This window comes from Micromonospora sp. NPDC018662 (genome assembly GCF_044391475.1).
GTDB lineage: Bacteria > Actinomycetota > Actinomycetes > Mycobacteriales > Micromonosporaceae > Micromonospora.
This window is the reverse complement of the sequence record NZ_JBISAC010000003.1, coordinates 52,348-64,967: the sequence shown is the minus strand read 5'-3', so window position 1 is coordinate 64,967 and position 12,620 is coordinate 52,348. Positions and strand designations below refer to the sequence as shown.

The window sequence follows — 12,620 nt, the reverse complement described above, 5'->3', positions numbered from 1 at the left end:
CGATGCCGGCGGTACGGGGTCGCCGGCACGGACTACAACGCACGATCCGACGCCCGAGGGTCAGCCGGACCAGATTTTTTCGCCGCCGGATGAACTCGGCCGGCATCCATCCGTTGAATCGGCCATGACCGTCTCGGCCACCGGTGAGATGTGCCGCCTCACCATCTGCGGGCCCACCCGCCAGGTGGAGGTGGCCGTACCGGCGCACGTGGTGGTGTCCGACCTGCTGCCGGTGCTGGTCGAGCACCTGGGCGAGAACCTGGTCGAGACCGGCCTGCTGCACGGTGGCTGGGTGCTGCAACGCCTCGGCGCCGCGCCGTTCGACCAGGGGTCCACCGTCGCCACGCTGGGCCTGCACGACGGCGACCTGGTCCATCTGCGCCCCCGGTCGGAGCAGATCCCGCCCGCCGACTTCGACGACCTGGTCGACGGCATCGCCACCGGGATGAAGCAGCGGCCGGGTCGCTGGACGCCGGCGCTGAGCCGGTGGGCCGCCCTGGCGGCGACCGTCCTGCTGTTGGGCACCGGCATCGCCGCGCTCGCGCTGCCCGGCCACGCCGGCCACCGCGCGGCTGCGGCCGGCGTGCTCGCGCTGGCCTGCTTCGTCGGGTCGCTGGTGGCCACGTTCGCCGTCGGTGACCGGCCGTTCGGGGTCGCCCTCGTCGGCGCCGCCGCCGGGTACGCCGGCCTCGCCGGGCTGCTCGTGGTCGACCCGCGGGTCGGGGTGGTGGGTCTCCGGCTGGACGGGCCGGGGTTGTTCGCCGGATCGGTGGCCGTCCTGGCCGTCGCCGGCATCGCCGTACCGGTGCTCGCCCACGCCCGGCCGGCGCTGCTCGCCGTGTTCGTGGCCGACCTGCTCGTCACGGGGGCGACCGCCCTCACCGCCTTCGCCGGCCTGACCGCGGTGGAGGCCGCCGGCGCGCTGCTGGTGGCGGCCACCCTGGCCACGATGGTCGTGCCGCTGCTCGCCTTCCGGCTCGCCGGCCTGCGGATGGCGCCGCTGCCGACGCAGCCCGAGCATCTCCAGGAGGACCTCGATCCGATCCCGAGCGGCACGCTGCTGCCCCGGGCGGCGGTCGCCGACCGGCTGATGACCGCGTTGCACGCCGGACTCGCCGCCCCGACGGCGGTGGCCGTCGTCCTGGTCGGCGCCGCCCCGGGCTGGGCGCCGGCCACCCTGGTCGGCCTGGTCGCGCTGGTCCGTTGCCTGGCCGCCCGCACGATGACGAGCGGATGGCACCGCCTGGCCCACCTGACGCCCGCCGCGGTCGGCGGGGTCACCCTCGCCCTCGGACTCGTGGCGTCCAGCGGCCCGTTGGCCCGGGTCGCGGGTCCGGTGCTCGCCGTGTCGCTCGGCTCCGCGCTGCTGCTGCTGGTCGCGCGGACCATGCCCGATCGTCGGCTCACCCCGTACTGGGGTCGGATCGGGGACCTGCTCCAGACGCTCGCCGCCACCGCGATCCTGCCGGTGCTCCTCGCCGTGCTGGACGTGTACCGGTTCGCCCGTGGGATCGGGGGCTGACCGAGGTGCAGTCGAGACGCGACCAGGTGCAGGCCCAGTCGTACATGACCGGCCGGCTCACCGCCGCCCTGGTGACGGCCGAGCCGGAGGCGCTGGAGAACCCGCACCGACGGATGCTCACCGGGATGATCGCCGGGCTGCTGGTCGGCTGCCTCGTGGTCGCCGGCTTCGTCGTCTTCGGCCTGCTCAAACCGGGTGGCGCCACGCGCTGGCGGGAGCCGGGAACACTGATCGTCGAGAAGGAGTCGGGCGGCCGGTTCGTGCTGGTCGGCGGACGGCTCCGGCCGGTGCACAACTACACGTCGGCGGCCCTGGTCTTCGGCCGGCGGCCACCCCTCGTGACCGTCTCCGGGGCGTCGCTGACGTCCGTACCCCGGGGGATGCCGATCGGCATCGTCGGCGCGCCCGACTCGCTGCCGGCGGCGACGGCGCTGGCCCGGGTCGAGTGGAGTGTCTGCGCACTGGGCGGGACGGACCGAACCGGGACCGCGCGCACCGGCACCCTGCTGAGCCTCACCCCGGGCGCCGGCGGGACGCCGCTCGGGCCCGACGACGGCTTCGTCGTGACCTCGCCCGGCGGGCAACTGTTCCTGATCTGGAACGGTCAACGGTTCGCCCTGACCCGGTCGTGGATCCCCCGGGTGCTCGGCTACACCACGGCGCCCGGGGTCACCGCGAACTGGCTCAACCAGCTTCCACCCGGCCCCGACATCACCCCCGTCGCGGTGACCGGCCGGGGTGCGGCCGGACCGGTCGTCGACGGTCTGCGGACCCGGGTCGGGCAGGTCTTCGTGGCCCGGGTCGTCGGCACCGCCGACCGCTACTTCCTGCTGCAGCGCGACGGGTTGAGCCCGATCGCCGAGACCGCGCTCGCGCTGGTGCTCGGTGACCCGGCGACCGCCGCCGCCTATCCGGGTGCGGTGGCACGACCGGTGGACCTCACCGCGGGGGCGCTCGGCCGGCTGCCGATGTCGAAACAGCAGCCGCTGCCGGCCGGTCTCCCCCCGCGGCCGCCCGTCCAGGCGAGCCCGGCGGCCGACGACACGTGGTGCGTGCAGTGGTCCAGCACTGACGGCCCGGCACGGGTGACCGCACGGGCGGTCCCGACGGTCACCGCGGCCGGGGACGCGCCGGGGGTGGGCCGGACCGAGCAGACCGCGACCGCGGTGCTGGTGACCCCCGGTGTGGGTGGGCTGGTCCGGCAGGGCCGGGCCGGGCAACTGAACGGGACGAGCTACTTCCTGGTCACCGACGCGGGCGTGAAGTTCCCCGTCGCCGGCGACGACGTGCTGCGCGCGCTGGGCTATCCCGTCGAGGCGGCCCGGGTCGTGCCCGCCAGCCTCCTGTCCCTGCTGCCGACCGGCCCGGTCCTGGACTCGGCGGCGGCGAGGAGGTGACGCACTGACCATCCGGCCGGGCCGACCGGCAGCGCTGTCCCCAACACCCCCGAAGGAGGAAACCCATGACCTCTCCAGTGAACCAGGTGGATCAGGCCACCATCACCCAGACCCTCAGCGCGTTCGAGACCACCATGGCCGACGTCAACGCCGCGGACCAGTCGGTCGACGCGGTCAGCTCGTCGGTGCCGTGGAGCGGCGAGGCCGCGACCCAGTACCGCAACTCGCTCACCGAGTGGCGCGCGGGCCTGAACGACGTCCGGCGAGGACTCGAGATGCTGCGCACCGCGATGACCCAGCACCTGAACATCTCGTCGAACGTCGAGGACGAGGCCGCCCAGCACGCCCGCTGGTACACCAACTGACCGCAGGAGACGCAGATGGCAACCTTCTCGCTGAACCCGAACGGCCTGCTCGACTCCGGTGAGGAGTTGCGCGGGGTCACCAGGGCGATCGACAACTCGCTGACCACCCTCGAGGGATACGTCAACCAGTTCATCGCCAACAACGCGGGCGGCGCCGCCACGGCGTACCAGCAGGCGCAGCAGACCTGGCATCAGGGCCTGCTGAAGATGCAGGGCTCGCTGAGCGGCGGCGCCACCGCCATCGACAACATCCGGGAGAACTACCACGTCGCCGACAGCCAGGGCGCGGCGTTGTTCGGCGGCAACGTCTAGGAGGCACCGCCATGCCCATCACCACCGACGACGCTTATCTCACCCGCGCGGCGAGTTCCAACACCCTGATCTCGGAGGAGGTCACGGCCTCGCCGATGGGTGACATCGCCGCGATCAGCCTCAAGCCCGGGCACAGCAGTTTCTCGCTGGGCAACCGGGTCCAGGCGGCGGTCTCCGGTGTCGGCGCGAACCTGAACACCCGGCTCACCGAGATCCGCGACACGGCCAGCAACCGGGCCGCCCAGTTGACCAACTTCATGGCGATCACTGACGACACCGAGGGCATGAACGGCCACGAGGCGCGGGAGTTCCTCGCCAACGCGCCCGCCTGGAACACCTCGCCGACGCCGGCCAGGTAACCAGCTCTCCCGCCGGCACCGCCGTACCAGCACGAGAACGCGTTCGGGACGGCGGTGCCCGGCCGCGGGCCACCACCCGGAGGTACGCCCCGAGGGGCGGAGTTGAGGGGATCAGATGACACAGCCGATGGACTGGGACGAGTCGATGCGGGTCGTTCTCGGCTCGGACAAGGACATCGACTCGTCCCGGGTCAGCGATCCCGGCTGGCTCGGCCTCGACATGTCGTTCTGGGAGACCTCGGCGGCCACCGAGGACGACTACCAGCGACCGTGGGAGCACTGGATGCCCAACGGGTCCGACTGGAACAAGATCACGATCTACCGGTACCGCTCCTACAACGACCTCTCCAACTTCCAGCTCATCCGGGCCACGGTCTACTTCTACGAAGGCGGCGACCAGTCGCCGGCGAACCAGGCGAAGGCGCTCATCGACGCGAGCCGGTCGATCGTCGACGGCATCGACACGAACCAGTACCTGGATCCGGCGATGTTCCGCGACGTGGCCACCCGCTTCCGCAACGTGCACACCTATCTGACCGGCGACGGCCAGTCCCGGCTCCGCGCCATGTACAACGAGGTCCACGCGGGCGGCTCGTTCGACGGCTCGGCGGCGGACGTCTTCGCCTGGGCGATGCGGGACATGGCACTCGGCATGCAACGCCTGGCCGAGAACATCAGCGGCCGATTCGAGATCAACTACAACCACTACGTGAACACCGGTTGGCCGTACGTGCTCGACCAGACGGCGACGGAGATCGACCGGTTCCGGCAGCGCCTCAAGGACGCCTGGACCGCGTACACGGCCTGGCAGCACCACGACCCGAACACCCTGGTCGACGCGCTGCTCAAGGAGATGGAACGGCAGGTCGACGCCAACGACGCGAACGTCGACAGGTCGGCGGCGACCGGCGACCGGCAGGAAGCCTGGACCTTCAACTTCGGTTCGATCCTCGGCAAGGCCAGCAACGCCACCTACGACGTCATCCAACAGTCCGAGTGGGTACGGCTGAACAACGACCTGAAGCGTGAGTGGCAGAGCCGCTACGACGAGCTCGACACCGCCTCGCAGACGGCGACCCGGCTGCTCATCAAGAGCTACAACGACCTGCTGGCGGCGTTCGGGCGCGGCGTCGTCGCACTGCCGCACGCGCCGTACCCGACGTCGAACAACGGCAACCCCCCACCACCCGGCTTCAACGGCTCCCCGCCGCCGGGCTTCGACGGCGCCACCCCACCGCCCGGGGGAAGCGGCGGATTCGACGGCGCCACCCCACCCGGCGGGGGCGGCGGCAGCGGGACGCAGTTCGGTGGCGGCGCGGGTGGCTTCGGCGGTGGGTCCGGTGGTTTCGACGGCGCGGGCGGCCCCGACGGCGCCGGCCGCTTCGGCGGTGGGTCCGGCGGCTTCGACGGAACCGGCGGCCCCGACGGCGCGGGCGGCTTCGCCGGTGGCGGCCCCGACGGCGCGGGCGGGATCGGCGCGTCCGGCGGCGAGACCGGCGGCGGCACGGGCGTTCCTGGTCTGATCGGGGCCGGCATGGGAACCGGCGCCGGCATGGGCACCGGAGCCGGCATGGGCACCGGGGCCGGCCTGCCGGGCAGGTCGGGCGTCGGCGGTGGTTCCGGGAGCGGCGCCGGCGCCTCGGGCTCCGGCTTCGACGACGAGAACGTCGGGGGCGGGGTCTCCGGGGGTACGCCGTCCACTGTCGATCCCGGTGACCTGGGCTCCGGCGGCTTCAACTCCGGTGGCCTCGGCGCCGGCGGTTCCAGCGGCTCCGACCTCGGCGGCCCGGGCTCGGGCGGCGGTTCGGAGCTGGGCGGCTTCGGCGCCAACGGCGGACTGACCCCGGGCCAGCCGTCCGGCTTCGCGCTCGGTCCGCTGGGGACACCGCCGGCGGGCTACGCCCCGGCCGGAGTGGGCAGCCTGCCACCGGGGGCGATGGGCTCCGGCGCGGTGGCGTCCGGCGGCGAGAACCTCGGCGCGTTGCCCGGCGCCGCCGCGTACGCCGCGCCGGGCGCGGACGGCACGACCGGCGCCGGGATGGGTGGCATGGGTGGCATGCCGTTCATGCCGCCGATGGGTGGCATGGGCGGCGGCGGTGGCAACCAGAACGACAAGGAGCGCGAACGCACCACCTGGCTGGCCGAGGAGGAAGAGGTCTGGGGCACCGACCCGGACGTCACCGTCGCCGTCATCGGGCGGGATGAGCTCGAACCCGAGCCCGCCGGCCGGCCCACCCGCACGCCCACCCCACCCCGCACGCCGCAGCCCGGCTACGAGCCGTCGCGCGGGCGCGGAAACCGATAGCCGAGACGAGAGGCGGACAGCATGTCCACGGCATGGCATGACGAGATCGAACGGGCCTACACCGAGCTGGAGCAGAGCCAGCAGGCGATCGCCCAGGTACAGCACGACATGGCCGGCCGGACGACCACGGTCAGGTCCAAGAACCGGGCCCTCTCCGTCGTCGTCGACGCGCAGGGTGAGGTCGTCGAAATCAAGTTCCACTCGCGCGGCTACCGGTCGATGCCCGCGCCCGAGCTGAGCGCCCTGTTGGTCGAGACGATCGCCGAGGCACGCCGGCAGGCGATCGCCGAGGTCGCGTCGATGTTCTCGGCGGTCCTTCCCCCCAGCATGCCCATCATGGACATGCTCAGCGGCACGGCCGACATCGACGAGATGATCAGCGAGGCGATGCGGCAGATCCCTGACCTGCCCGGCACGCCGGGCGCGGAACGGGGCTGACCGGCATGCCGACCCCGCCCCTGCACGCCGACACCGACCTGCTACGAGGCGAGTCGTTCGCGCCGTTCGTGGCGCACATGCAGAGTGTGATCGACAACCTCAACGCCGCAGTCGACGACTGCCTGCCGGTCGCGACGACGATCCGCGACAAGTCGGACCAGGTCCTCAACGAGGGTCTGGCCGCACAGGTCGAACACATCCGCATGCTGCTGTTCGGTCTGCGCGACCTGTCCGCCGGCGACGCCGAACAGCTGGCCGTCCTCAACCGACTGATGGGCACCGTCGAGGAACTCAACACCGACGTCGCCAACTTCGGCGGCACGCGGCCATGACGGCCGGCGTCACCTCGACGCCGGCCCCGATCGACGGAGGCGCCGGCCGTGGAGATTGAGATCCCGGACCGGCTCGCCTCCTTTCTCTACTGGCTGACCGACCAGAAGTTCCCCGGCGCCAGCGTGGAGAAGATGCGCCGGCTGGCCCGGGAGCTGAAGGCGGCGGCCGACCTCGTCGAGGCCGCCGAGCCGAAGCTGGCCGGAGCCGTACGCCGGGTCCAGGAGGGCGTGGGTGGCAACACCCAGCGGGCCTTCGTCGCCAGCATGCAGGAATACGTCCGGACGCCCGGCTACGTCAGCAACACCGCGACTCACCTGCACAACGTCAGCGGCACGACCGACAAGGCCGCGATGCAGACCCAGTATCAGAAATTCATGATCCTCGGGTCGACGGTCGAGATGTTCGCCGAGTTCGTCTGGGCCTTCGCGGCGGCCTTCATCAATCCCGGCATGGCGATGGCCTGGCTCGCCGCCCGCATCGCGATCTTCCGCTTCATCATCAGGCTGCTGTTCAGCCGCCTGATGCTGGCGGCACTGGGTGCCGTCGCGACCGAGGCGCTGCTGGAGGCGCTGATGGACGCCATCATCCAGCGGATCCAGATAAGACTCGGCACGCGGCAGACGTTCGACGAGGCGCAGTTCTGGCACTCCGTGCGTGACGGCACCATCGCCGGCCTCGTGGTCGCCGTGCTCGGCCCCGCCTTCGGCAACATCGGCGCGCTCCTGAACCGGACCCACATGCCACCCCGGCTGCTCCCCGGCGGCTCGAAGCCGCCCGTACCGACGCCACCGCGACCCACCCCCACCCCGGTCCCCACCCCGACGCCACCGCGACCCACTCCCACCCCGGTCCCCACCCCCATGCCACCGCGACCCACTCCCCCGCCGCGCGCCACGCCGCAGCCCGTGCCGGTCGCTGTCGGCCGCGACGTTCCCGGCCCCACCGCCGGCGTCCCGCCCACCCGCCCGCAGCAGGTGCGCCAGCACACGACCGAGTTCGTCACCGAGGTCGCCGCCTCGATCGGCATCGAGGTGGTCGCCGGCGGCACCGTCGCAGCCGCCAACGGCCAGGGCTTCAGCGTCAGCGCCGCCACGGTGACCTCGGGCGCCATCAGCGGAGCGGGTGAGTCGGGCGCCGGATCGGCCGGCGCTGCCCTGCACGACAGGATCTACCCCGGCACCTCGTCCGTCGACCCCGAGCTGAACGACGAGAGCCCCACGACCGTCGACCCCACCGCCATGACCGGTACCGCCACGACGGACCCGGCCGCACTGTCCACGACGTCGGATCCGACCCTCCCGGCAACGCCGCCCGGTACGGGCGCGGTCCCCGCCCCGACCAGCACCGGCGACGCCCCGGACCGGACCGGCACCGACCCCGGCAGCGGCACCGGCAGCGGCACCGGCAGCGGCACCGGCAGCGGCACCGGCAGCGGGACCGGCAGCGGGACGAGCAGCGGGACGAGCACCGGCACCGCCAGCAGCAGCACCGCCAGCAACGGCAACGGCATCGGTGGCAGCGGCAACACCGCCGCCAGCAACGGCAGCAACGGCAGCGGCGGTGCTCCGGTCGCCAACGGAAGCCCGGCGCACGCCGGCGCCATCCCGGAGCCGGCACGGGCGACCGGCAGCGGCGCGCACGCCGCCGGGACGACCGCGACCGCCTCGACCGGGCCCCGGGCGACCGAGACCGGCAACGCGACCACCGGACAGGCCACCGCCACCGCCGGGATCGGGGGCCCCTCGCCGGTCGCACCCGGCGACGTGGGCATGGCCCAGTCCGTGCAGGACGCGACCAAGGGACCGGACGACTCGTCCTCCGGGGACTCGCCCTACGAGGACTCGCCGTTCGACGACCCGCGGTCCGATCCCCACTCGTTCGACGACACCGATTTCTCCGACACCTCGTCGGAGTCCGATTTCTCCGACACCTCGTCGGAGTCCGGCTTCTCCGACACTTCGTCGCAAGCCGGTCCGGACTCGTTCGATGCCGGCGACCCGTGGTCCGACGCGAGCCCTTCCACCGGCCTCGGCGCGGGGCTCGGGCAGGGGCCGTCCGACCGGGCAGCGGCGGGATCCGGCGTCCCGTCCGGCACCTCCGCCAACCAGACCGCTGGCACCGCCGCACCTGCGGGCGGGGCCACCGGTCCGGCCGCCGAGAGGACCGCACCAGGTACGACCACACCGGCCGGCATGGACACCACGCGCGCCGATCAGACCGCGCCGAAGGCACCGTCGCCGGCCGCGACACCGGTTCCCGGAACCGCGCCACAACCGCTGACGCCGACAAGCGTGGCGTCGATCCCGGGCGCCGGCGAGGGGACGACCGGCAGCGGTGTCGCCCCCGGCCGCGTACACCCGTGGGACCGCGAGGTGCCGACGGACCCGGCGTCCCGGGTGTCCGCGCTCGACGACTGGGTCCGGCAGCGGGAGCACCGGCCCGACGGCACCGGCGATCCCGCGCTGGACTGCGTACCGCTGGCCTGGGACGTGTTCGCGCAGGTGCACGGCCGCCGGGCCAACCCGGCCCGCGGCGCGGACCCGGCCGGCGCGGGCCTCGTCGACGCCGATCGGCGGAAAACCTCCGTCGCCGACACGTCCGAGCTGCTCCGGGCGCTCGGCGGCGACACCGCCACCACCAACGACGGCGACAAGGTGTTGGCCTTCCTGGCCGACCGGCCGGGCGCGATGGCACTGGTCGTCGCCCGGCCGCAGCGGGACCGCGCACACGTCTACTGGGTCGTGGCGGACGGTCGCGGGGCGGAGGTCGTGCCCCGGTGGGTGGATCCGCAGCAGCCGGGCTCGTTCGACCACGACGCCCGGGTGACCGGGCCGGAGACCGAGTTCTGGTCCCGCCAACTGCGGTCGCCGGACTCGAAGATCCTGGTGCTCGGTCCGGACGGCCGGGCGGTGGACATCGGCGCGGACCGGGTCGGCTCGCACACCCGCGCGCTGCTCGACGCACCCACCGGGGCGGCCGCCGCCGGCATGCATCCACGCCAGAGGCCCGATCTCGGTCAGACGTCGGACGACGAGTCCCGGCCGTCGACACCGTCGCGCAGGCTGTCCGGCCTGTTCTCCCGCCCGTCGACGCCGCGCCGGGCCACACCCGAATCCCTGCACCCGCAGACGAGTGTGCCGCGCGCCCGCACACCCGGCCCGCTGCCCGCCGAGCAGGTGCCCGGTGTCTCCGATCCGGAAGCCTTCCGGTCGCTCCGGCAACGCTTCCACCAACGACTACGCCTGGTGATCGAGGCGGCCGAGCAGGACGACTCCCCGGTCGGCGAGCCGGCGACGGTCGCGGCCGACCCGACCGCCGGCGCCGCGCCGATCACGCCGATCAGCGCCGGGGCGAGCCCGGTGACCGGGTCTCGGGGCACCCGGCTGGACAAGGGCAAAGGGCGCGCACTGCTCGCCGGGTCGGAAGCGGCCGAGCCGCCGCCCCGCGACCACGGAACGCCGGTCGACGACGACTTCGACGCCGCGCAGGTCCAGGAAGCAGTTCGACGGTCCCGCCGGCCGGACCGACCGGCCGATCAGGGCGCGTCCGGGTCGCGGCAGCACGCCGAGTCTTCGGCCCGACCGTCGGCCGCCGGGCAACCATCTGTCGTGGAGAACTCGGGATCCCCGGCTCCGCGGGCGCAGCGCCCGACCGCGTTCGAGGTCGATGGGGCCGAGCGGCACCTTCACGAGAACCTCAGCTCGGACGAGACACAGGACATCGTGGCCGCCAGGGAGGATGCCGAGACCCGCGCCGCTGGCACCTACAGCGCCCTGATCCAGGCCTTGGAGTATGCCAATGAGGCGGCCTGGCTGGACGCCTACACCAAGGACGAGGACGAGAGTGCGCTGAATCTCGTCGGTTCGGCCGACGGGATCGAGAGCTTCGATTCGCTGGCGCAGAAGTATGCCGATCTGAAGAGGCATGGCGGGACGGACCTGGCCACGTTTCTCGCCACGAACCGGGAAACCGTCCGGTTCTCGGTGTCGGCACCGGTCGTCGGATACTACGACGTCCTCGGTTACTTGTTGGATCAACTGCGCAGTCGACGACACGGGGTCGCCGACGGAGACGATGCGATCACCAGCCACTGGCGGCCCGGCAACCGCAGCTTCGGCCTGACCATCGACATGGTGGACCCGGACGGGAACCACTGGAGGCTGGACGTCCATACCGAACGGTCGTGGCAGGCCTCCGAGCAGACTCACAGGTTCGACCGGACGATTCGGCTGCGGTCGACGCCGATGCCGGCCCGGGTGAGCGCCTACCTGAACATGCTGCGTATCAACGAGAAGGTCGGCATCAATGCCGAGTTTCCCAACCTGCCGGCTCGGAGCCCTGGTTATCGTCTGCCGCCGAGCCGCGACAACGGCCTGCCGGAGCTCATCGCGGCGCAGCCCGCGGCATGGCAGGAATACCTCCAGGAGCTTCAGCGTGGCGGGCAGACCCTTGCCGATGTCTTCGCCGAGCACGGACTCACCCTGGCTCTCCTGCCGAATCGGCAGGAACTCGGCCTCCCCGAGGATTCGCCCCACTGGCGGGAAACGCCGCAGCCGCCTACCACCACCACGCAGAAGCCGCCCCCAGCGTCCGGGAGCCCGCAGCGGAAGGCGAGCGGAAGATCGTTCGACGCCCACCGGGCCGAGCAGGATCTGATCCACGGGCTGAGTCCGGCCGACGAGGCGGCGCTCCTGGACGCCGCCAGGTTGGCCAAGGCGCGAGCGTGGCAGACCCTTTCGGTGATGAACCGGGTGGCGAACGAGGTCAGTGCGGCGACCGGCCTGACGGTCACCCTCGTGGGCAAGAAGTATCGGGCCAAGACTCTGGTCTCCCTGGCGCGAAAGTTCCGCGACCTGAACCTGCGGACCGGAATCGATCTACAAACGTTCCTCGCCACCAACAAGGACACGGTCCGGTTCTCGATGCAGTTGCCGCCGGCCCGTTACGGTTCGACGGTCCTCGAGGTGCTCGAACGCCTGCGGCCGCACGGGTACGACTGGCGCAGCAGCGACATCGTGAACTTCTGGCGGCCCGGCGGTCGATGGTTCGGGCTGACCACGAGACTGCACGGCCCCGACGGCCTGGTGGAGTTGGAGTTTCCGACCGCGAGGTCGTGGCAGGCGGCCAAGGACGCGCGCAGGTTTCACGAAGTCGTCCGGCTGAAGGTGGCGCCCATGGCGGACCGGGTGAACGCCTACCTGAGCCTACTGCGGCTCTACCGGGACAGCGGCCTGAACACGAACCTCCCCGAGGAACGCCACCTGCTCCCCGACAGCCACGAGAAGGGCCTCGCGGAACTCGTCCGCGCGCGGCGCGGTGAATGGGAGTCGTACCTCACCGATCTGGAACAGGCCGGCAGGTCGTTCCTGGACGTCGCCCTCGATCATGGGCTCACCAGAGCGGATCTTCCGACTCCGGCGGAACTCGAACTTCACCACCGGCCCTATCATCTGACCAGCCAGTCGACCCGCCGCCGGCCGGTCGCCGCCGATCCGCCCGGCGCCCTGCCGCTGCTGACCGCCCTCCTGAGAGGACAGCGGCCGCGTACTGATCGAGGCGGCGGCACTCCGGAGAGCCGGGCCCGGAGCC

9 protein-coding genes (1 of these 9 running past the window's edge) are annotated in these 12,620 nt (G+C 72.4%); all 9 read left to right on the top strand.

Annotation, left to right across the window (positions count from 1 at the left end; all coding sequences use genetic code 11):
* The first annotated feature begins 124 nt into the window (after positions 1-124).
* Positions 125-1,522, top strand: coding sequence for a type VII secretion integral membrane protein EccD (eccD, locus tag ACH495_RS10215; RefSeq protein WP_396857390.1), 1,398 nt, complete (start codon positions 125-127; stop codon positions 1,520-1,522).
* Between the two features lie 5 nt (positions 1,523-1,527).
* Positions 1,528-2,919 (top strand): type VII secretion protein EccB, encoded by a 1,392-nt coding sequence (gene eccB / locus ACH495_RS10210; protein WP_396857389.1) that lies wholly within the window; start codon positions 1,528-1,530, stop codon positions 2,917-2,919.
* A 65-nt stretch (positions 2,920-2,984) separates the two neighbouring features.
* Positions 2,985-3,284: a WXG100 family type VII secretion target gene (locus ACH495_RS10205; RefSeq protein WP_396857388.1), complete on the top strand. Its 300-nt coding sequence runs from the start codon at positions 2,985-2,987 to the stop codon at positions 3,282-3,284.
* Between the two features lie 15 nt (positions 3,285-3,299).
* On the top strand, positions 3,300-3,596 hold the full coding sequence (locus ACH495_RS10200) for a WXG100 family type VII secretion target (protein ID WP_396857387.1): 297 nt from the start codon (positions 3,300-3,302) through the stop codon (positions 3,594-3,596).
* 11 nt (positions 3,597-3,607) lie between these two features.
* Positions 3,608-3,955 carry a hypothetical protein gene (locus ACH495_RS10195; RefSeq protein ID WP_396857386.1) on the top strand — a complete coding sequence of 116 codons (348 nt, stop codon included), beginning with the start codon at positions 3,608-3,610 and terminating at the stop codon, positions 3,953-3,955.
* A gap of 115 nt (positions 3,956-4,070) precedes the next feature.
* Complete coding sequence (locus ACH495_RS10190) at positions 4,071-6,260, top strand: hypothetical protein (protein ID WP_396857385.1); 2,190 nt, start codon at positions 4,071-4,073, stop codon at positions 6,258-6,260.
* A 21-nt stretch (positions 6,261-6,281) separates the two neighbouring features.
* Positions 6,282-6,698: a YbaB/EbfC family nucleoid-associated protein gene (locus ACH495_RS10185; RefSeq protein ID WP_396857384.1), complete on the top strand. Its 417-nt coding sequence runs from the start codon at positions 6,282-6,284 to the stop codon at positions 6,696-6,698.
* Between the two features lie 5 nt (positions 6,699-6,703).
* On the top strand, positions 6,704-7,030 hold the full coding sequence (locus ACH495_RS10180) for a hypothetical protein (RefSeq protein ID WP_396857383.1): 327 nt from the start codon (positions 6,704-6,706) through the stop codon (positions 7,028-7,030).
* Positions 7,031-7,078: 48 nt separating this feature from the next.
* Positions 7,079-12,620: the 5' end (the start) of a hypothetical protein gene (locus tag ACH495_RS10175; protein ID WP_396857382.1), read on the top strand. The gene runs 23,408 nt beyond the window's last position; 5,542 of the gene's 28,950 nt are visible here — the first part of the coding sequence; it begins with the start codon at positions 7,079-7,081; its stop codon lies beyond the right edge, outside the window.